At 62.0% G+C, this 22,097-nt stretch carries 14 protein-coding genes and 1 tRNA gene; 5 read left to right on the top strand and 10 right to left on the bottom strand.

Going from position 1 to position 22,097, the window contains the following annotated elements:
* Positions 1-9: 9 nt before the first annotated feature.
* Positions 10-1,050 carry a cysteine synthase A gene (locus LPB73_RS11625; RefSeq protein ID WP_231080657.1) on the top strand — a complete coding sequence of 347 codons (1,041 nt, stop codon included), beginning with the start codon at positions 10-12 and terminating at the stop codon, positions 1,048-1,050.
* Positions 1,051-1,061: 11 nt separating this feature from the next.
* On the opposite strand, the gene LPB73_RS11620 is transcribed toward LPB73_RS11625, so the two are convergent.
* The 4 genes from LPB73_RS11620 to LPB73_RS11605 are packed head-to-tail and all read right to left on the bottom strand — an operon-like array spanning position 1,062 to position 5,580.
* Positions 1,062-1,808, bottom strand: coding sequence for an amino acid ABC transporter ATP-binding protein (locus tag LPB73_RS11620; RefSeq protein WP_305801704.1), 747 nt, complete (start codon positions 1,806-1,808; stop codon positions 1,062-1,064).
* A 6-nt stretch (positions 1,809-1,814) separates the two neighbouring features.
* Positions 1,815-3,335: an amino acid ABC transporter permease gene (locus tag LPB73_RS11615; RefSeq protein WP_231080656.1), complete on the bottom strand. Its 1,521-nt coding sequence runs from the start codon at positions 3,333-3,335 to the stop codon at positions 1,815-1,817.
* Positions 3,332-4,543: an amino acid ABC transporter permease gene (locus tag LPB73_RS11610; protein ID WP_231080655.1), complete on the bottom strand. Its 1,212-nt coding sequence runs from the start codon at positions 4,541-4,543 to the stop codon at positions 3,332-3,334. Before LPB73_RS11610 ends, LPB73_RS11615 begins: the two co-directional genes overlap by 4 nt.
* 20 nt (positions 4,544-4,563) lie before the next feature.
* Positions 4,564-5,580, bottom strand: a complete 1,017-nt coding sequence (locus LPB73_RS11605; protein WP_093758538.1) for an amino acid ABC transporter substrate-binding protein — start codon at positions 5,578-5,580, stop codon at positions 4,564-4,566.
* Positions 5,581-5,916: 336 nt separating this feature from the next.
* On the opposite strand from LPB73_RS11605, the gene metC reads away from it, so the two are divergent.
* A complete protein-coding gene (gene metC, locus LPB73_RS11600) occupies positions 5,917-7,113 on the top strand; it encodes a cystathionine beta-lyase (RefSeq protein WP_231080654.1) in 1,197 nt (398 codons plus the stop codon).
* 26 nt (positions 7,114-7,139) lie between these two features.
* Here metC and LPB73_RS11595 read toward each other — a convergent pair whose 3' ends face one another.
* From LPB73_RS11595 to LPB73_RS11570, 6 genes are read right to left on the bottom strand one after another with little or no spacing between them, the layout of a single operon-like run.
* A complete protein-coding gene (locus LPB73_RS11595) occupies positions 7,140-7,478 on the bottom strand; it encodes a lipid-A-disaccharide synthase N-terminal domain-containing protein (protein WP_089264280.1) in 339 nt (112 codons plus the stop codon).
* Positions 7,479-8,234, bottom strand: coding sequence for a glycosyltransferase family 2 protein (locus tag LPB73_RS11590; RefSeq protein ID WP_120289651.1), 756 nt, complete (start codon positions 8,232-8,234; stop codon positions 7,479-7,481).
* A 56-nt stretch (positions 8,235-8,290) separates the two neighbouring features.
* Positions 8,291-9,133: a phosphatase PAP2 family protein gene (locus LPB73_RS11585; protein ID WP_175368988.1), complete on the bottom strand. Its 843-nt coding sequence runs from the start codon at positions 9,131-9,133 to the stop codon at positions 8,291-8,293.
* Complete coding sequence (locus LPB73_RS11580) at positions 9,133-10,875, bottom strand: ArnT family glycosyltransferase (protein WP_184516726.1); 1,743 nt, start codon at positions 10,873-10,875, stop codon at positions 9,133-9,135. Before LPB73_RS11580 ends, LPB73_RS11585 begins: the two co-directional genes overlap by 1 nt.
* 50 nt (positions 10,876-10,925) lie before the next feature.
* On the bottom strand, positions 10,926-13,133 hold the full coding sequence (pbpC, locus tag LPB73_RS11575; RefSeq protein WP_414716886.1) for a penicillin-binding protein 1C: 2,208 nt from the start codon (positions 13,131-13,133) through the stop codon (positions 10,926-10,928).
* Positions 13,130-18,349, bottom strand: a complete 5,220-nt coding sequence (locus LPB73_RS11570) for an alpha-2-macroglobulin family protein (protein ID WP_231080652.1) — start codon at positions 18,347-18,349, stop codon at positions 13,130-13,132. The genes pbpC and LPB73_RS11570 overlap by 4 nt, the downstream gene beginning before the upstream one ends.
* Before the next feature lie 508 nt (positions 18,350-18,857).
* On the opposite strand from LPB73_RS11570, the gene LPB73_RS11565 reads away from it, so the two are divergent.
* The 3 genes from LPB73_RS11565 to LPB73_RS11555 all read left to right on the top strand — a co-directional run bounded on the left by LPB73_RS11565 (position 18,858) and on the right by LPB73_RS11555 (position 21,871).
* A complete protein-coding gene (locus tag LPB73_RS11565) occupies positions 18,858-19,211 on the top strand; it encodes a hypothetical protein (protein ID WP_231080651.1) in 354 nt (117 codons plus the stop codon).
* A 270-nt stretch (positions 19,212-19,481) separates the two neighbouring features.
* Positions 19,482-19,558: transfer RNA gene (locus LPB73_RS11560), tRNA-Arg, on the top strand.
* 405 nt (positions 19,559-19,963) lie between these two features.
* Positions 19,964-21,871 (top strand): hybrid sensor histidine kinase/response regulator, encoded by a 1,908-nt coding sequence (locus tag LPB73_RS11555; protein WP_231080650.1) that lies wholly within the window; start codon positions 19,964-19,966, stop codon positions 21,869-21,871.
* Positions 21,872-22,097: the final 226 nt, after the last annotated feature.

Below are 22,097 nucleotides of genomic sequence, written 5' to 3'. Positions count from 1 at the left end.
TTCAGCACCATGACCTTCAACAAAGACGTCGTCGAGGCGATCGGCAACACGCCTCTGATCAAGCTGAAGCGCGCATCCGAACTGACTGGCTGCACCATTCTCGGCAAGGCCGAGTTCATGAATCCCGGCCAGTCGGTGAAGGACCGCGCCGGCAAATGGATGATCCTCGAAGCCGAGAAGCGCGGTGATCTGAAGCCCGGCGGTCTCATTGTCGAGTCGACTGCGGGCAATACAGGTATCGGTCTCGCCGTGGTGGCGAGCGCGCGTGGATATCGCACGCTGATCGTGATCCCGGAGACGCAGAGCCAGGAAAAGAAAGATATGCTGCGGCTCAACGGCGCCGAACTGATCGAAGTGCCGGCGCTGCCATTCGCCAATCCGAACAACTATCAGCATGTCGGACGACGGCTCGCAGATCAGCTGCGCAAGACTGAGCCGAACGGCGTTCTGTTTGCCGATCAGTGGAACAATCTCGACAACGCCAAAGCCCATTACGAATCGACGGGCCCGGAGATCTGGGAGCAGACTGGCGGCAAGGTGGACGGCTTCATCTCGGCGGTCGGCACCGGCGGTACGCTGGCCGGCACGACCCGCTACCTGAAGGAAAAGAACAACAACATCGTTACGGCCTGCGCCGATCCAAATGGCTTTGCGATGTATAACTGGTTCAAGCATGGCGAAGCCAAATCCACGCCCGGCGATTCCATCACGGAAGGCATCGGGATCGGCCGCGTGACGCCGGTCATTGAGACCGCGAAGGTCGATACCGCCTTCCTGATCCCTGACGAGGAAGCCGTCGCCGTCATCTATGACCTGCTGCAGCACGAAGGCCTCTGCCTCGGCGGCTCGACCGGCATCAACATCGCCGGCGCGATCCATCTCGCGAAGGAGTTGGGCCCGGGCAAGACCATCGTCACCCTTCTCTGCGACTCCGGCGGCCGCTATCAGTCGAAGCTGTTCAACCCCGACTTCATGCGCAGCAAGAACCTGCCGGTGCCGGCATGGCTGGAGACGAAGAGCGATATCTTAGTGCCGTTCGAGAAAGTCTGAGGCGCAACGCCTCAGCGGAGAATCTGGCTCAGGAACAGCTTCGTCCGCGCATGCTGCGGATTGGCGAAGAACTTGTCCGGTGTATTCGCCTCGATGATCTGTCCGGCATCCATGAACACGACGCGGCTGGCGACTTCCCTGGCAAAGCCCATCTCGTGGGTGACGACCAGCATGGTCATGCCCTCATTGGCAAGATCGACCATGGTGTCGAGCACCTCTTTCACCATCTCCGGATCGAGAGCCGAGGTCGGCTCGTCGAACAGCATCACCTTGGGATTCATCGTCAGCGCTCGCGCGATCGCCACACGCTGCTGCTGCCCGCCGGAGAGCTGACCGGGATAGGCACTGGCCTTGTCCGGAATGCGCACCCGCTCCAGATACTTCATCGCCGCAGCATCGGCGTCCTTCTTCGGCATATGCCGTACCCAGATCGGCGCCAGTGTGCAGTTCTCAAGCACCGTCAGATGCGGAAACAGGTTGAAGCTCTGGAACACCATCCCGACATCACGCCTGATATCGTCGACGCGGCGCAGGTTGGGACCGAGTTCGATGCCGTCGACCGTGATGCGGCCTTCCTGAAACTCCTCCAGCGCATTGATGCAGCGGATCAGCGTCGATTTGCCCGAGCCCGACGGCCCGCAGATCACGATGCGCTCGCTGCGGCCGACCGCAAGATCGATGTCGCGCAGCACGTGGAAATCGCCGAACCATTTGTTGAGGCCGGCAATCGAGACGATGGGATTTACGGATACGGACATATCACCTCAACTCCGCCGATGCGCATTCAGCCGACGCTCGACGAACAACGAATAGCGCGAGATGCCGAAGCACATCACGAAATACATGATGCCGGTAAAGGCAAAACCGGTGAACAGGGTCGTCGGCGTCGACCAATTCGGATCTGCGAACGCCGCGCGGAGCTGGCCGAGCAAATCGAACAGCGCCACGATCGACACCAGTGACGTATCCTTCAAAAGCGCGATGAAGCTATTGACGAGGCCGGGAATAACATGGCGCAGCGCCTGCGGCATCACCACCAGCCGCGTCGTCTTCCACCAGGACAGGCCCAGCGCACTCGCCGCCTCCGCCTGCCCGCGCGGGATTGCCTGCAGTCCGCCGCGGATCACCTCGGCATTATAGGCACCAGCGAATAGCGCTATGCCGATCAGCGCACGCACCAGGCCATCGACAGTGAAATTGCCAGGCAGGAACAGCGGCAGCATGTAAGTGGCAAAGAACAATACGGTGATCAGCGGCACGCCGCGCCAGAATTCGATGAAAGCAATCGAGAACAGCCGGATCAGCGGGATGGTCGAGCGTCGGCCGAGCGCCAGCGCGATACCAACGGGCATCGACGTCACGATGCCGGTGATCGAAACCACCAGCGTCACCAGCAATCCCCCCCAGAGCCGCGTATCGACGATCGGCAATCCGCCATGATCAAGCCGCAGCAGGGCGATGACGACGGCGATGCCAGCGAAGACGGAGATACTGTTGGCCAGCGCACGCCAGCCGCTGCGGAAGTGGCCGTTCAACAAGAAGATAAGTAGCGAGGCAATGATGGCGGTTGTCGTCAGTTCGAACCAGACAGGTTTGCCATGATTGACGCCTTCGTTGCGCAACCATTCGAACGGCAGCGCGACGAGTTGCAGGCCGTCACCGAATGTCACGATGCCGTTGCCGATCAACCTGAGCAGATCACCAAAGACAGCAATATCGGACAGAAGGCCCATGCCCCTGAGCCGGTGACCCACATCCGTGATGTGGACCGCGACGGTCGACAGAAAATCCGCGGCCCAACTGATTCCGAAGCCATTGATGCCACCGCCATACAGCAGGAAGAACGCCACGACAGGGAAGGCAAGGAAGAACAGTCCGGCATTCACGCTCTTCGCGGGCAGACGCGGGATCAGCAGCGGCAACAGCAATAGCGCGCCGAGCAGGAAAGTGAGATTGACGCGCCAGCGTTCCGGCTCCGGATAGAAGCCGTAGATAAATTGTGTGAACTTGGCCTGCACGAATGGCCAGCAGGCGCCAACGGCGCGGCCAACGTTTTCCGGCAGACACGCCGTGCGGTCCTGCCCCTGCCAGACGGCGTCGATCAGCAGGAATTTGACCGTGGGGGCAATGGTGAACCACAGCAACAACAGACTGACGACAGTCAGCAGAATATTGGTCGGTGAATTCAGCAACCGTGTCTGCACAAAGCCGATGAAACCCGTGCTGTGCACGGGTGCGGCGCGCTCTGCAACCAGTTCTTTTGCAATGAAGCTGGTGTCGCTCATGCACTCATGCTCCGCGAGATCCGCCAGCCATAGAGGCTCATGATGGCGCTCGTGATCAGCGAGATCACGAGATAGACCGCCATGGTGATGGCGATGATCTCGATGGCCTGCCCGGTCTGGCTCATGGTCGTCCCGGCAAAGACCGAGACCAGATCGGGATAGCCGATGGCAACAGCCAGCGACGAATTCTTGGTGAGGTTGAGATACTGATTGGTGAGTGGCGGCAGGATCACGCGCATCGCCTGCGGCACCACGATCAGTCGGAGCGTTGCACCCCGGCTAAGCCCGAGCGATGCGCCCGCCTCGCTCTGTCCCTTGTGCACCGACTGGACTCCCGCGCGAACGATCTCGGCGATGAAGGCGGCGGTGTAGGTCGAGAGCGCCAGTGTCAGCGCGACGAATTCCGGCAGCACACGCAGGCCGCCCGAAAAATTAAAACCTCTCAATACCGGATACTCGAATGTCACGGGCTTGCCGAGCACGAGCGCCGTCAGAAGTGGCAAGCCGACCAGCAAGCCCAAGGTCATCGGCCAGACGGCTACTACACGCCCATTGGCGAAGAGCTGGTGTCGCGCATAAATGCGCAAGACCACCGCGGCGATGATCGCAACGATCACAGCGACCGCGAACGCCGTGAAAGCCTCCGTCCCGATCGGCTTCGGCAATCCAAAGCCGCGATTGCTAAGAAAGAAACTGTCCAGCAACGAGATACTCTGCCGCGGCTGCGGCAGAGTGGCGAGCACGGCGAGATACCAGAAGAGGATCTGGAACAGCAGCGGCAGGTTACGGATCAGTTCGACATAGCCGCCTGCGATCCGCGCCAGCAGCCAGTTCGGCGACATCCGGCCGAGGCCGACGATGAATCCGATGATGGTCGCAAAGAATATGCCGATCAGCGACACGACGAGTGTGTTGACGAGGCCGACGAAAAACACCTGCAGATAGGTGTCCGATTCCGAATACGGGATCAGCGCCTGACTGACCGCAAAGCCCGCGGTATTTGATAGGAATCCGAAGCCGGATGCGATCTTCTGCGCGGCCAGGTTGGAGCGTGCATTCTCGACGATCTCATAGCCGATCCAGACAAGGGCTGCGACGAACACGACCTGGAGCACAAAGCCGCTCCAGCCCGCCTGCCCGCCCAGCAGACGTCGCAGTTTTGCAACGAGTTGCAGCGGCGGTTTTCTGGCTTCGGTCGATGTCGCCACGGGCGATGATGATGATGCGCTCAGCGGATCGGCGGCGCGTATTGGATGCCACCCTTGTTCCAGAGCTGGTTCAGTCCGCGCGAGATCCCGAGCTTGGAGCCTGCGCCGACATTGCGGTCGAACACCTCGCCGTAATTGCCGGTCGCCTTGATGATGCGCGCGAACCAGTCCTTGGTGAGGCCCAGTGTTTCACCGAGATTGCCGTCGGTGCCGAAGATGCGCTTCAGCTCCGGCTTGTCGGATTTTGCCTGGTCATCGACGTTCTTCTGGGTAATCCCGAGCTCTTCGGCATTGACCATCGCGAACAGCGTCCAGCGCACCACATCGAGCCACTGATCGTCGCCGTGACGCACCAATGGGCCAAGCGGCTCCTTGGAAATCACCTCAGGGAGCACGGCATGATCTGCAGGCACTGTGAGCTTCAGGCGTTCTGCATAAAGTTGCGAGAGATCAGCCGTGAAGACGTCGCAGCGGCCCGACTCATAGGCCTTAATGGTTTCGTCGGCGGTCGAGAACGCGATTACCTCATACTTCATGTTGTTGCCCTTGAAGTAGTCGGCAACATTCTGCTCGTTGGTGGTGCCGGTCTGCAGGCAGATCGAGGCGCTGTTGAGTTCGAGCGCCGAATTCACCTTGAGCGCCTTGCGGACCAGAAAGCCCTGGCCATCATAGTAATTGATGCCGGCGAAGTTTACGCCGAGCGACGTATCGCGCGATAGCGTCCAGGTCGTATTGCGCGACAGCACGTCGATCTCGCCGGACTGCAAGGCAGTAAAGCGATCCTTCGCCGAGAGCGGCACATATTTGACCTTGGTGGCATCGTTGAAGATCGCCGCCGCAATGCCGCGGCACAGGTCGACATCGAAACCCACCCAGTTGCCCTTGTCATCCGGCGCCGAGAAACCCGGCAAGCCCTGGGTGACGCCGCAGGACAGCATGCCGCGGTCCTTCACGGTCTTGAGCGTCTGCGCAGATGCGCCTTGCGCGGTCAGACTGGCGGCAAGAGCGAGAGAGAACATCAAGGTTGCGCGTTTCATGTAAGGCCTCTTTGGGGACGTCAGGACGCTCGGTCGACGCAAAGAATTGAATGACGAGCCTACGGATCAGTTCCATAGCCGTGAATGGCCCGACCGGAAAGGCGAACGACAGCAGAGACGATCTAAAAAGACCGCACGAATCAGCAGGAAATCGCAGATTTCGCGGCAGGCCCCCCAACGTGCCGCGGGGGATCGCGAGGTCCGCAACAGAGAACGATCAGCCAGCCGGGTCAAGGGGTTGACGGCCATCCGCCGTGTCCTCTTAGTGACGGAACCAGCCATTCGGCAACCCAGATGCCAATGGCCTTGCAACACCTGCAGACCGGCGGCCCCATTATGACAGCTTCGAACGATAATCACGGCACCACCTCGCTCAACACGGACACCGTGATCGTCACCGCCGGCCGCGACACCAAATCGCAGCGGGGCTTCGTCAATCCACCGGTCGTGCGTGGCTCCACGGTGCTGTATCCGACCGCCGACGACCTCCACGCGCATCGCGGCGAGTTTCAGTATGGCCGCCACGGCACGCCGACCACCAAGGCATTGCAGGAAGCGCTGATGGCACTGGAAGGCCCGAAATGTGCCGGCGTGGGGCTCGTGCCATCGGGCCTCGCCGCGATCTCTACCGCCCTGCTCTCGGTGCTCAAGGCCGGCGATCATCTCCTCGTCAGCGACAGCGCCTATCGGCCGACACGCAATTTCTGCAACGGCATGCTGGCGCGCTACGGCATCGAGACCACCTATTTCGATCCGCTGATCGGCGCCGGCATTGAAGCGCTGTTCAAATCGAATACCCGCGCCGTCCTGGTCGAAGCGCCGGGCTCACAATCCTTCGAAATGCCGGATGTGCCTCTCATTGCCGGCATTGCGCATGCGCGCGGCGCGCTGGTGCTGGACGACAACACCTGGGCCACGCCGCTCTATCATCGCTCGCTCGAACAGGGCGTCGATATCAGTATCCAGGCGGCGACCAAATATATCGGCGGCCACTCGGACATCATGTTCGGCACCATCTCCGCCAATGACGCAGCCTGGCCGCTGATCAGCGAAGGCATCAGGCTGCTCGGGACATGTGCCGGCCCGGACGACGTCTTCCTCGCGCTGCGCGGACTACGCACTATGTCGGTGCGCCTCGCGCATCATCAGCGCTCGGCGCTGGAGATGGCCCGGTGGCTGGAGACCCGCCCCGAAGTGCTGAAGGTGCTGCATCCCGCTTTGCCCAGCCATCCAGGCCACGCCATCTGGAAGCGCGACTTTACAGGCGCATCCGGCCTGTTCAGCATCATCCTGAAGCCGTCGCCGCAAAAGGCCGTCGATGCCCTGCTCGACACCGTCAAGCTGTTCGGCATGGGCTATTCCTGGGGCGGCTTCGAGAGCCTCGTGATCCCGTTCGACTGCTCGGATTATCGGAGCGCGACGACATGGGCACCCGGCGGTCCGGCCCTGCGGTTTCATATCGGGCTGGAAAGCGTGGATGATCTGAAGGCCGATCTGGAGCGAGGCCTGGCGGCGTTCAATGCGGCGCTTTGATCGGTGAGGACGCCAGACGAAGACGCTCAGCTCTCGAGCGTCTTCGATCCGCTGCCGCGGTTCTTGATGATCAGCATGATGTTGCGGACATAGATTACGGTGGCAAAAGCTTGGCCGAGGATGATCACCGGCTCGCGCTTGGCTATGCCGTAGATCAGCGTCATGAACCCGCCGGCCATGGAGAAGAACCAGAAGGCCATCGGCACCACGCTCTGTCCGGCGCGTTCGCTGGAAATCCACTGCACGAGAAAGCGCGCGGTAAACAGCAGTTGCGCGATCAAGCCAAAGGCGAGCCAGAAATCGAACTTCGCGACGAATACGTCGTAGATATAGTCGCCAAGCGCCTGACCGTATTGAATCAGCATTTATTTGAACTCGGTTGCGACCGGCGTCGTACGCTTGCGGCGGATCAGCCACCAGACGCCAGCGAGATCCATGATGCCGATCCAGAGCCGATCGAAAAAACCATAATTGGACACACCGGAATGGCGCGGCCGATCGGTGACATCGACATAGGCGATGTCGAAGCCCTCACGACGCACCAGCGCCGGGAGGAAGCGATGCAGACCATCGAAATAAGGCATCGACAAGAACACATCACGGCGGAACGCCTTCAGACCGCAGCCGGTATCACGGGTACCGTCCTTGAGGATCGCATTGCGTACGGCATTGGCGATCTTCGATTGGGCTTTCTTGAAGCCGGTATCCTTGCGGCCAACGCGCTGCCCGGCGGCGAGACCAACACGGCCGCCGCCATCCTGAATGGCCAAAATCAGGTTGGGCAGGAATGCCGGATTGTTCTGGCCATCGCCGTCCAGCGTGGCCACGATGGCGCCGCGGGCGTTGCGCACGCCGGTTCGCACGGCGGCCGACTGGCCGGATGATGCGGCGTGATCGATGCGGCGCAAGTTGGCGCGCGTTTGCATCAATTCGGCGAGCCGTGCCGGCGTGGCGTCGGTGGAGCCGTCATTGACGTAGATGATCTCGTAGGGCCAGCGGCCGTCGAGCGCAGCCGTAATTTCAGCGATCAAAGGCGCGACATTGTCCTGCTCGTTGCGCACGGGCACGACAATGGAGACGTCGACAGGGGCAGCTTCGGGAGCGGACAAATCGGAGCTCATGGTTGGAGGGCGGTCCTGCGGGAACTTGTCGCAGCCGGCCCGGCGAAGACCGCTTATTATGGGGCCGCGGTCCCGCGGGCAACCCTTTTGAGATGGCCTGCGGACGGCCCTGGCAGCGGGTCGATCGTGCCGTCCTGGTGGATGGTGAAAGCCAGATGCCGGGCCGCAAACCAGTATCGCACCGTCATGGCGCCAATCCAGCCGACCAGCCCGCCGCCGACCACGTCACTGGCATGATGCGCCAGCAGGACGAGCCGACTGGCACAGATGGCGACGGCGTAGACGATCATCACCGTGCGCAGCCGCGGCCAAAGCGCGGCGACCGCGAAAGCCAATGCGAAACTCGTGGTCGCATGACCCGACGGGAAACTGGCATAGGCCGGCGTCCAGGCGAAATGCGAAAAGTGAAAGGGGTCTGCCGCGCCACTGACGAAAGGCCGGCCACGGCCGAGCATACCTTTGATGATTTCAGCCACGAAGACCGACAGCGCGACCGACAGGAAGATGTACTGAATGCGCGTGCCGAAGCTGACAAGTACGGCGCGCGACGTGCCGTGCCGCAGCGGCGCCAGCAGGGCCAGAACGATCATAAACGCGAACAACGCCAGCAGGACATATTCGTCCTTGCCGAAGTCAGTGAAGATACGCAGCGGCCACAGGCCAGCCGTGCCCCGCGCCGGCATCAGTCCGATCTCGGTGGCATCGACGATGAACATCAGTGCGATGATGATCACGGCTGTCACGGCGCCAAGCGCCAGCGAACGGCGCGCCCAATAACGAGCAGCTTCGGCACGCCGCGAATGCGACGGTGCGCGAACAAGCTGTGCGAATGACTGCCAGACAAGCGCAACGAGTTGCGACAGATAGGTCTGTGGCTGCGATTTGTCCGGGGCTACCATTACTCGGTCCCTTCGGAGCGATAGATCGCCACCGAAATCGCTTTGCCCTGGGAGAAGTTATAGCCGTCGATGCGGGTTGCCATGTTGTAGCGCAGGCCGATGGCCTCGGCGCGCATCGCGAACTGGCGTTCTGAACGCAATTCGACAAGCGCGAAGCGACAGCTGCCCTGCCCGAGGAAATCCGCCGCGCCGGCACCATCAGTGAGTTGTGTGGATGTGCCGGTCATGAACACCAGGCTCGGCTCGTGATATCCCGCTGCCGCAGCCTTGGGACCGACGCAGACCACGTTACGCAGCGCACGTGCGATCTGCACACTCGGAAACAGCGGTCGGAGCGACGGCAGCAGCACGCCATAAAAGGCGGCGCTCATGAACAATGAGGCCACAACCGCATTCAGCAACGAGCGTTCTGCGCGGGCGTTATCATACAGCCACCAGGCAAACAGGCCGAACACCAGTGCTGCGGCGGCAAATGGCCAGGCCAGAAACACCGGGTGGCGGACGATCGCGACGGCACCGATCTCGGCGACCACAGCGGTTAGCGCCGGGATCGCGAACCACCAAGCCGCGCCGCGCGCCAGCCAATTGCGCGCCAGCACCTGGCGTTCAAGCGCGCCGATGACGAGGATGGCGATCGCCGGATAGAGCGGCAGCACGTAATGCGGCAGCTTGGTCATCACGACTTCGAACACGATCCAGGATGGGATCAGCCAGGCCAGCAGATATTGTGCGCCGGGCTCGCGGCGCGCGCGCCAGATCGCCGGCGTGGCCATACCGGCCAGCGGTGCCCCGGGCCAGAAGGTAATCCAGAACAGCAGGAAATACATGCCCGGAGGCGCGCCGTGGGATTCTTGTGCAGCCAGTTTGCTCAGCATGTCGCCACCGAGCGAATTGGAGAAGAACGCTTGCCCCGACTTCAGGAAGATCGCGACGAACCACGGCAGCACCAGCAACAGCATCCAGATGACGCCGACCAGCGGCCGTAATCGCCACAGCCATGCGACCGAGCGATCCATGATCGCCAGCGCAATGATCGTCAGCCCGACGAACATCAGGATCAGCGGGCCCTTGACCAGAATGCTGATCGCCATGGCCGTCCAGAACACCGCCGGCTCCTGCCAGCGCGACTTGTCGGCCTCCTCGCCGCGCTGCCACGCCAGGTAAATCCGCGCCATCGCGCCCATCACGGCGATGACGGTCAGCAACAGCATCGCATCGGTCTTGGCGAGCCGGGCCTCGACGTTGAGCAAGACCGAACTGCACATGATCAACGCAGCCAGCACGGCGCCGCGCCGCGCCAGGAAGGCCAACGCGGTCCAATAGGTCAGCAGCACTGCACCAATGGCGCCGATCAGCGATGGCACCCGATAGAGCCAGATGCGGACTTCGGCGTTCTGCAGCCCGAGCGCATCGGCGATCTCGACCACAGACGCCTGCATCCAGTAGATGCCGACCGGCTTCTTGTAGCGGACCTCGTCCTGGAACCGGATGTCGACGAAATCGCCGGTCTCGACCATCTGCTTGGTCGCCTGCGCGAAGCGCGCTTCGTCGCGGTCGATCGGCGGGATGGTGAAGAAGCCCGGCAGGAAGAATAGGAACCCGCAAATCGTCAGGAACGCGACTGCGCGGGCATGGCCGGAGCTGACGAAATCAAGCACGCGCACCAGTCTGCTGCCTGGATCGACACGGGTTTTCGGCTCGCGCGGGGCGCCAAATCGGGGTCTTGGATAGGTCTCGGCCATGCCTGTCGCATACGCTGAAACCGCCGACCGGACAACCAGTTAGCCCGTGCTTATTGGATTCTGACCACAACTGTGTCTGCGGTGCCCATGGCGTCCATGACCGTCAGCCGGACGAAACCCGGACCAGGCGGATCGACCAGCCGCTGGCGCCGGCTGTCGAGTTCCCCGGCGGCCATGCCATTGACCAGGACGGTCATGGGCAGCACCCCGCCGGCAACCTTGACCGGGACTGCCGAAAGCTGCCCCTCGCCGCCACTGGCATCGATCCGGGAACCGTTTAGCGGGAACTGGATGTGCAGGGCCTGATCGCTGCCAGTACGGATCAACTCGCCGACCGGGCGGAACCGACGCAGCGGCAGCGGCAATTTTGCATTATTGGCCATTAGCACGCCCTTGGGCGCCTTCGGCAACGGAGCCGGCAGCTTGCCGGTCCGGGCAAAGGCATCGAACAGGATCGGAGCCGCGGCCGTGCGACCGACCAGGCCGGGCACCGGCGCGCCATCGGGCCGGCCGACCCAGACGCCGATGGTCATGCGTCCGTCGAAACCGATCGACCAGGCGTCACGATAGCCGTAGCTGGTGCCGGTCTTGAAGGCGATCCGGTTATGCGCGGCATTCTCCGGCGGCGGTGTGCCGATCAGAACATTGCCGACCTGCCAGGCTGCAACCGGGTCCATCAGCCGCAAGGGCTCGCGATCGTCGCCGCCATTGGCCTGCATGATCTCCCGGAGCGGCTTCGAACTGCCGAGCCGCGCCACGCCCGTATAAAGCTGGACGAGGTCTTGCAGCGTAATGCCGACGCCGCCGAGGCCCATGGCCAGACCGGGCGCCTCCCCGGGCGGCAGCACCAGATTGCCACCCGCCTGCTTGAGCCGTGACGACAGCCGCGATGCGCCGACACGATCGAGCAGTGCGATAGCCGGGACGTTTAGCGAGAGCTGCAGCGCCTTGCGCACCGGCACGGTGCCCTGAAAGCTCATGTCGAAATTCTCCGGCGCGTAACTGCCGAAGCGAACGGGCCGATCCTCGATCAGGCTTTCCGGATGCACGAAGCCATCTTCAAAGGCGAGGCCATAGATGAATGGCTTCAGCGTCGAGCCCGGAGAACGCACCGCGCGGGTCATATCGACCTGCCCGGCGCGGCGATCGTCGAAATAGTCGGGCGAACCGACATGGGCGAGCACGTCGCCGCTCTCGTTATCGACAGCGATGAGGCCGATGGAGATATTGTTGCCCAGCGTCGCCGCGCGGTCATGCGCGAGGCCTTCAAGCGCACGCTGGATCCCGGCATCGAGCGCCAGCTTGATGATGGGGCGATCTCTGTGCAGCGACATGGCCTGATCCGCGGAATGCGGCGCCAGGATCGGCATCGGCTTGCGCAGCTTCGGCACGCTGACGGATTTTGCCTGCATGGCATCGGCAGCCGACACCCTGCCCTCGCCGACCATACGTTCGAGCACGCGGTCGCGCGCCACGCGGGCATTGCCGGGATGGCGATCAAGCCGGCGGTGTTCCGGCGATTGCGGCAGCGCTACGAGCAATGCAGATTCCGCCAGCGACAGCCGTTTGGGCTCCTTGCCGAAATAGGCGATCGACGCGGCGCGAAGACCTTCGAGATTGCCGCCGAACGGCGCCAGCGCCAGATAGAGATCGAGGATCTGATCCTTGCTCATCTGCCGCTCGATCTGCAGCGCGCGGACGGCCTGTCTGATCTTTGCCGATATCGAGCGTTGCTGCCGCGGCTCGATCAGCCGTGCAAGTTGCATGGTGATGGTCGAGCCACCCGACACGATCTCGCCGCGTGTCACGAGTTGAAGCGCGGCGCGGCCAAGCGCCAGTGGATCGACGCCATGATGGCTGTAGAAGCGCTTGTCCTCATAGCCGAGCAGTATGTTGAGATAACCGGGGTCAACGAATGTCTTCGCGTCGACCGGCAGCCGCCAGCGTCCGTCGGTCATGGCATAGGCGCGCAGGAGCTTGCCGTTGCGATCGATAACGGTAGTGGAGATTTTGCGGGCCTGGTCGAGCGGCAAAGGGCCGAGGGAGGCCACCCACGCGGCGGTCGCTGCACCAGTCAGGACCACAACTACGGTGGCAGCGGCGACAGCCTTTCGGATAAGCCACCAGCCTCTCCTCACGTCGTGGCCGGGCTTGTCCCGGCCATCCACGTCTTGCCCACGATCCACACAAGAATACATGGATCCCCGGGACAGGCCCGGGGATGACGGAGTGTGTGGTGTGGACGTCACCTCGTTCATTTCGCCTTCGCGACCTCGATCGAGCCCGTCCCCGTCCGACCGTAGCGCGACGGGTTATACATGTCCTCCACATAGGCCTGCGGCAGCACGTACTTTCCGGGCGACACTGCGCGGACGATGTAAGCGACGGTGAACACCGCCTTGTCGTCGCTCTTCCGGTCGATCGCCGCTGTGAAGCGGTCGTCGCGGAATTCGGTGTTCTCAGGTTCTTCGCCATCCTCGATCCAGTCCAGCGTGCCGCTGTCGCCCGACGACACCAGATGCGGATTGTCGATCTCGAAACCGGCCGGCAGATAGTCGGCCACCATGATGTGCCCGTATTCCGGCTTGGCCTCGGTGATCTTCAGCACCACGGCAAAGCGATCGTTCTGCTTGGCCTTGGTGACGTCGGCAGGCTTGCCGTCGAGCGTGAAGTAATTGCGCTCGATCTTGAAGCCGTTGGATGCCGCCGGCTCTGGCGTGATCGGCGAACCGGACACCGAGACGACCGCCTGCACCGGCGTATCGCCAGTGTTGGTGATCTTGATCGGTTGCCCGGACATCTCCGCCGCCTTGTAGCTGCGATAGAGAGCGGTCTTCACAGCCGAGCCGTTGACGTCGAGCGCCAGCGTGTTGGCTTCCTTGGCCAGCGCACGCGATGCCAGCACCAGCCACGCATTCTCCTGCGTTGAGGTGAACGGCGTCAGGCCGCGCGCGGCCTCGACACGCTGGACCGCCTGCGTCAGCGTTGCACGCGGCGCATTGCCTTCGCTGGCCAACGAGACCAGCGCGGCCGCGTCGCGGAGCGCTGAGCCGTAATCGACGCGGCCAAATTCGATGGCCGGCTTCGGAGCGAGGCTTTCGACGGCCGCCGCATAGACACGTTCCGCACGGGCACGGTCACCGACCAGCGCCAGCGCCGCCGCCAGCTGTGACTTGGCGATGGGCGTCGCCAGGTTCTTCAGCTTGGTGTCGGCGAGATAGCGCAGATCGCCGATTGGCGCAGTGCCGTTTTTGGCCAGCACGTAAAGCCCGTAAGCAAGATCGCGGCCGCCATCCTTCTCCGGTTCGTCAGCATTGACGACCGAATTGCGCACGCGGTCGAGCGCGGCACGGAACAGCACGTCCGGCACCACAAAACCTTTTTCGCGGGCGCGGGTCAGGAAGTCCGTGACATAAGCATCGAGCCAGGCATCGTCGCCGCCCGCCGACCACAGGCCGAACGAGCCGTTCGAGCCCTGACGCGCCAGCAGTCTGTCGATCGAGTCCTTGATGCGCTGATCGACACCGGTATCCATCGCCAGATGCGCGCCGGCCGCGAGATCGTTCACATAGAGGAGCGGCATCGCGCGGCTGGTGATCTGCTCGGAGCAGCCATAGGGATAGCGATCCAGCGCCTTCAGGATGGTCGCTGCATCCAATGCGGTGGACAGGCTGACCGACAGCGAGACGCCGCCGGTGCCCGATACGAGATCGGAGAACATGTCCGACGTCAGCGTCAGGCTCTCGCCCTTCGCCAGCGTGCGGATCGAGCGCCGCGCCAGCACCTGCGTGGCCGCCTTGACGTCGAGCACATAGTACCGTGCCAGCGTCAGCCCGTTCGGTCCCTTGATATCGACATCGAACTGGGCCGTGCCCGCACCGGATGCATCGATGGCCAGCGCCATCGAGGTCCGCTGTTTGGCCGCGAGCTTGATCGTCGTCGCCGGATTGCCGGTCACCTTGACGGGGCCGGAGGTCTTTACAGCGATGGTGTAGTCGCCCGGTGCGCCTTCGACATTGTCGAGGTCGAAGCTCATGGTGCCCTTGTCGCCGGACAGCAGGAACCGCGGCAGGGTCGCAGTGAGCACCACGGGATCGCGCACCGTGACGTCCACAGTGGCGCGGCCGAGTTTGGTCGCGGTCCAGGCCACGGCCATCACGCGGGCAGTGCCGGCGAATTCGGGAATCTCGAACTCGATTTGCGCAGTGCCGTCGGCGGCCACGGTGACGATGCCGGAATACAACGCCATCGGCTTCTGGGTCGGCGGCGAGCCCTCGATCTGCGCGCCGGCACTATCACCGCCAGTGCGCAACTGACCGCGGGTGCCCTGCATGCCGTCGATCAACTGCCCATAGATGTCGCGAATTTCCGACGTCATGCGGCGCTGGCCGAGATAGTAATCGTCCGGCGCTGGCGGCTTGTAATTGGTCAGGTTGAGAATGCCGACATCGACCGCAGCCACCACGATCTTGGCGTCCTCGCCGGGATTGAGCCCGCCGAGTTTCACCGGCAGCTTCAGCGTCGTGCTGGGCCGGATCAGCGCCGGCGGCGACAGTGCGACGTCGAGCGTGCGTGCTTTTTTGTCCATACCGAACCACTTCAACCCGATGGCGCGGCCGGGCATCCGCTTGGCGGCGGCGTCGAGAGGTCGGCGCAGCGTGGCCACCACATAGGCGCCTGTGCCCCAGTCCTTGCCGACCGGGATCTTGATCTGCGACTGGCCTTCCTTGACGGCGATGCTCTGGGTGGTCAGCAGGCGATCGCCCAGCACATTGATGGTCAGCAGGCCGGCGGTGCGGGCATTGACCGAAACGATCATGGTGTCGCCCGACAGATATTCCGGCTTGTCGATGGAGGTCTCCAGCAGGTCCGGCGTATCGGCGCTGCCGTCGGAATACCAGCCGACATCGAACTGCACCGAGGTGATCGGACCGTCGGCTTCATTCGATTTAACGTCGAGCCGATAGCGGCCGGGCTGCGGCTGCAGCGAGATGCGGGCCGGCGCATTGGCGGCGATGGTGAGATCGCCATCGGCAACACGCTTGGTCGACTTGACCGGCTCGTAATCCCAGGACGAATTCTGCCGGTACCACTGATAGCGGGATTCCATCTTGAGCAATTCGTAACGCAGCCCGCTGCGGGCCAGCGAGGTTCCTTCCGGCGACACGACCACGACGTGGAAAGCCGCGTTATCTCCCTCGGCGACATTCTTATCCTTGAACAACGGCTTCACGCCGATCATCGGCGCGTTGGGCGCAACCGGCAGTACGAACTTGCGCTCGACGGCACGACCGCCGGCTTCCGTCATACGGATGAAGATCTGCGCTTCCTGCGGCCGGGTCGAAGACGGCGGCTTAGCAAGGCTGACCGGGAACGTGGCGACGCCATTAGCGTCAGCTTCGGGCAGCCCCTCGATAGGCGTGCGTTCGTTGCTGGCGCTTTCCTCGTCGGCAACGCCGAACTGGTAGCCGGCGAATCCTGGGCGATTCGCGGCAGGGCTGACAAGCAGATCGCCTTCGAGCTGCAGCCCCGACGCGGGCGCACCATAGAGGAAGCGACCATCCACCTTAAGTTCTACAGGAGCATCAGCTTTGATCAGCTTATCCTTGGAAGATATATCGAATTCAATCCGGTCCGGGACGTAATCCTCGACCATGAAAGTAGTCTCACCGACCGATGGCGCCTTCGGATCGGTGAAGGCGCGGACACGCCAGGTGCCGGTTGGGACCGCAGAGTTCAGCGGCAGCGTCAGGCTGCGACCGCCTGCGCCTTGGTCCTGCAACACCGTTCGACGGAACTCGACGCCATCCGGGCGTTCGACGACGAGGGTCATCGGGCCGGAGGTCACGGCATTGCCCTGCCCGTCGCGCAACAGCGCGGTGAGATAGACCGTCTCACCGGAGCGATAGACGCCGCGCTCGGCATAGACGAAGGCATCGGCACCGGCAGGAACCGCACGGCCCGAGACGCCACGATCGCTGAGATCGAAGGCGTTCGATTTGAGACTCAGGAACGCATAGTCGTTCTTGTTTGATGTCACCGTCAGCAATGCTGGCGACAGACCGCCCTCGCCCTTGGCGAGCCCCGCCTCGAACAGTACATGGCCGGAGTCGTCGGTCTTCCTAGTCGCAAGAATCTCGTTGTTGCGCGCGACCAGCCGGACATCGGCCTTGGCCATCGGATCGGTCGAAGCGAGCGAATTGACGAAGACGTGGATGCCGTCATTGCCCGAGAAAGCCGTGAGACCAAGATCCGACACGATGAACCACTGGGTCGCCAGCGAGCCGTCGTCATCGCCACCGCCTGAGCCCGGCCCCTTGGCCGCCGCGGTCATCACATAGACGCCTGGCTGCAACTCGCCGATGGCCTGATCGACAGGGAATGCCGTGGTGACGTCGGCATTGAGCGTCGACGCCGTAGCCAGCTCGCCGGTCCAGACCTTCATGCCGCGCTCGTCGCCGAGGCTGTCGAGCTGGTACTTGCTCAGCGCCGTCTGGAAGTCGCTGCCGATGACAGTGTTGATCAGGTTGCGATCGCCGATCCGGAACACATTGACGGTGACCGCTTGGGTGTTGACCGAGACCACGGGGATGCCCTGCTGGCCTGTGCGCGGCAGCACATAGGCGCGGCCGGTGAAGCGCACGAACGGCTTGCGGTCGCGCACATAGATGTTGAACTCGGCCGACTTCGGCAGACTCTCCTTCACCGTCGACGGCAGACCGGCCCGCAGGTTGATATTGTAGCGCTCGCCATGCTTGAGGCCTTCGACGCAGAGCTGCTTCTCCTCGGAGGTCAGGGCCGGCTTGTCACTGCCGGCGAGCGCCAGGAACGGCGCGAAATCGACCCGCTTGGCGAGTTCTTCCGAGAACTGGAAACACGCGCGCGGCGAGGCGGAATCCGAGTCCACTGTGTAATCGAGCAGCCGGAAGCCGTGATCGTCGCGCAGCTTCTCGTATTGACCGCGGACATCGGCGACCTCGCGCATCTCGAGCGACAGGCGCAGCGCGTCCAGCGCCGGACGCCACAGTTTGCGTTCTTCCATGGCCCGGCCGAGCACGGCCAGCGCCTCGGCCTCCTCGCCGGCATTGCCGGCGCGCTGATAGGCGATATAGGCCGCCGTCGCAGCGCGCTCGCGCAGGAAGGTGGTTTCGGACGAGGTTGCCGGGCGGATCTGGAAGATCGTCTTGGCGAGCCGCAGCCAGTTGGCGCTGTCATCGGGCGCAATCACCACGATCTGGCCCAGCGTCTGCAGACCGGCCCGGAAATCGGACCGTTTGAAGGCCGCGTCCGCGTCGGTGCGCAAAGTTGCCGCGCTCTTGGCGACGGGCCCCGCCTCGCTCTTGATCTGCGCCTCGAGCTTGATCGCGGAATCCGCCAGCTCATCCCGTCGGAAAGCCTTGTCGGCCGCGTGAGCCGAGACGAGGCCGAACGCCAGCGTGGCGCAGACAGTGACGGCGCGAACCAGACCAATCATGGACAACTCCCTGCACGGACGAATGCCGCCTGGATTCAAATGTGCGTAAAAACGGTGACGGACTCATGGCCAGCTTGTTCGCGAGTCTCTCGACCGGCGCAACGCGAGACACGACGATTGCTGGCAACATCATGTGACGAACCCGGGTAACTCAAATCGCAGCCCCACGCGCAAGCCGCGGGCATCATGGCGGCGGGCCCTGCCGAAAGCAAAGCCACGTCACCGCCGATTGGTCGCGCCTGTGTAGGAAACGGTTCGAGCACGCGCCGACGATTTTGGTGACAGTTTTACAACGGGTCATACGCGCATGAACGGCCGGCCCGGCCCGCGATCGCCCCCTACGCGTTTTAATCAAACGCGACACGTTAAGACTAAAAGCAGCGTGTTGGGGACGACCCGAGATCACGGGTACCCAAGTCTTCCAGCTGCGGTCAGATGGGTGTGCCTTGCGGCACCGGATGATCACGGCGATCGCCCGCCCGCTCGGTCGTTCTGGGCGCATCGCATCATGATCGAACTTCTTTTGGCGACAAGTTCACTGGCGGGCCTCGCCGTCGGACTCGTCGGCCCCGTATGGGTCATTGTCGTGACGACCGTGCTGGTCGCTGTCCTGTCCGCCGCCGTGACATGGGGCCAGGGATTTTCGGCGCTGGGCGGCGTCGCGGTCACGACGGGATGTCTGATCGCGTGCCAGATCTCCTATATGGCCGGCCGTTTCGTGACCAGGCAATACGGCTTCCCGGAACAGCTATTTGAGGACGACATCGACGGCGAACCAGGCGAGACCGGCCAGCGCGGCATCTCCAGTGACAATGGCAAGGACGGCAAGCCACCATCGCGGCCCCCGCCGTCGGAGCCTTAGGGCCCGCCAGTCTGCCGACGCCGACTCTGCGAGACGATCCCCGAACGGGACAGGAATCGAAGCGACGTCAAAGGCACAGACGGACGTTCGGTTTTGGGACGAAAAGCGGATCAAGTCGGCACACTTTCTGGCTGAAATCGCGGGTTCACCGCTCAATCAGCAAGAGAAAGGCCAGCCCACCAACCGCCCAAACGCTTGAAAACCGTGTCCGAATCCGGCCAATTTACCCGGTCTGTCCAAGCCATACCGACGATGATATGACGACGCGCCGGTCCCATAGCTCAACTGGATAGAGTAACGGATTTCTACTCCGTGGGTTGCAGGTTCGAATCCTGCTGGGATCGCCACGTCATTTCCCGATTCCAATACTTTCAATGACTTGCAGTACATTATAACGCGGTAACTTTTTTCACGGTCAACGCGCCCCAATCAGAGACGCCGTCGTGGGTCTTTGCAGGATTGGCGTTTGTGATCGCACTGATCATATACGGATCGTGGATTGGACAGATCGCGACGAATTTTTCAACGCTGCGGCGGCCTTCTTCAGCGCCGCGTTGACTTCGCCTAAACAGGACTTAACTCCCTGGCACTTCGTTAGTTCCGCCTCCCCCAAAAACTGTCTTCTTGTGTCCCACGCATGACGGCTTACGCTGAAGACCTTGCGGATCTCTCCGTCGCCGTGCCGACAGCGGTGCAGCCTTGTGGGCACCGCCAAACTGGACACGCGTTAGTAGTTTCGCGGGAAGTGAACGATGGCAGAGACAAATAGCGCTGGACGCGGTCTTTTCGAAAGCGAGCGCGCCTTTCGGCTCCTCGTTCAAGGCGTCACAGATTATGCGATCTATCTGCTGGACCTGAACGGCATTGTATCAAATTGGAATACAGGCGCCGAGAAGATCAAAGGATATTCCGCTGATGAAATCGTGGGTCAGCATTTTTCGGTTTTCTACCCCCCGGAGGATCGCGAAGCCGGACTTCCCGCTGCTGCGCTAGAGGCCGCGCGGCGGGACAAGCGCTTCGAAGCGGAAGGCTGGCGGATGCGTAAGGACGGTTCGCGATTTTTCGCTTCCGTCGTCATTGATGCCATTTATGAAGATGGTGTGCTTGTCGGTTTCGCGAAAATCACGCGGGACATCACCGAGCGGATGCAGGCGCGCTTCGCATTAAACGAGAGCGAGAACCATTTTCGCCTGCTAGTGGGAAATGTCACCGACTACGCTTTGTATATGCTTGATCCGGAAGGTCGGATCACCAGCTGGAACTTGGGCGGCCAGCGAATCAAGGGCTATCTTCCCGAAGAAATTATCGGACAGCACTTCTCGCGATTTTACACCCCTGGTGATCGCGAAGCGGGAAAGCCGGCGCGTGCTCTGGAGACTGCCCGTAAGAACGGCCGTTACGAGGAGGAAGGCTTACGCGTTCGCAAAGACGGCACGTTTTTCTGGGCGAGTGTGGTCATCGATCCCGTCCGCAATGATGCAGGCGAGTTGATCGGCTTTGCCAAGATTACGCGCGACATCACGGAACGACGCCTGGCGGTGCAGCAACTTGAAAATATGCAAAGGCAGCTGGCTGAATCACAGAAGATGGATGCGCTCGGTCAGCTGACCGGTGGAGTGGCACATGATTTTAATAACCTGCTTATGGCGGTTACCGGTAACGCTCGGCTTATCAAGCGCCACGCCATTGACCCTCGCGTGGTCAAGGCAGCAGAAGCGATAGAGGCAAGCGTTCGCCGCGGGGCGGCACTGACGCGCCAACTGCTGACTTTTGCGCGGCGCCAACAAGTCGACCCGGTGCTGCTTGACGTTGGAGAGACAGTGCAAGCTGTACGCGAAGTCTTGGCCACAGTCCTAGGCAGCGCGATAAAGCTCGAAATCTCCGTACCCGCCGGAGTCTGGCCGGTCTTCGCGGATCCAACCGAGCTCGAGACCGCAATCATCAATCTCGGCATCAACTCGCGTGATGCCATGCCCGACGGGGGCACGTTGACGATCACAGCAGAAAATCATCGTGTCGCGGACGGAGAAGATATAGGCGAGCATGTGAATATCAAAGTGATCGATACCGGCGCTGGTATTCCTGAGGATGTCATTGCGAAGGTGTTCGATCCCTTTTTCACGACCAAGCCTGTCGGCAAGGGAACGGGATTGGGGCTCTCGCAAGTCCATGGCTTTGTCAACCAGGCTGGCGGCAGTGTAGAAATCAAAAGCAAGCTCGGCGCAGGCACGGAAATCGTCATTCGGCTCCCACGCGGAGAGGGCCATGCTGGCGTGCATGAAGCAGAGGTTCTGGCCGAAGGCGCCGGCACCGTTCTTCTCGTTGAAGACAATCCAGATGTCGCAACCTCCAGCACCGTTCTTTTGGAAGAGCTGGGATATCGCGTGAAATGGGTAACGGACGCAGAATCCGCAATGCGCGAGATTGAACGCGACGGCATCGACATTGTATTTAGTGATATTGTGATGCCCGGAAAGTTGGATGGTCTCGGCCTCGCTCGCAATCTCAGACGGAGTCACCCGCACATGCCGGTGGTGCTTGCGACGGGCTATAGTGACGCCTCCCGGAAATCAGGTTCAGAGTTTCTGCTATTGCGCAAACCCTACGAGCTTCACGAGCTCAGCAATGCATTAGAGACAGCTCGCAGCAGTATCGCTTGACAGCATCCTCTGACCATCCACGTGAAGCGCGCCGGTCGGGCCGGCTCTGGCACCGCTTTCTGTGCCAAACCGGTTTCGGAGGTGACCTCCTTCACAATCGCGAATTTGTTGCGCCGCAGAGCGACCTATGGCGCCGGATTCGGCTCGGAACGATATTCGATTACTGAGATTGATCGCATACCGGCACGGAAGCAGCGCTCCCGATGCAGATCCCTACGGTATTTCG

Source organism: Tardiphaga sp. 37S4 (assembly GCF_021044645.1).
In the GTDB taxonomy this organism is placed as follows: domain Bacteria; phylum Pseudomonadota; class Alphaproteobacteria; order Rhizobiales; family Xanthobacteraceae; genus Tardiphaga; species Tardiphaga robiniae.
This window is presented reverse-complemented; position numbering and strand designations above follow the sequence as displayed.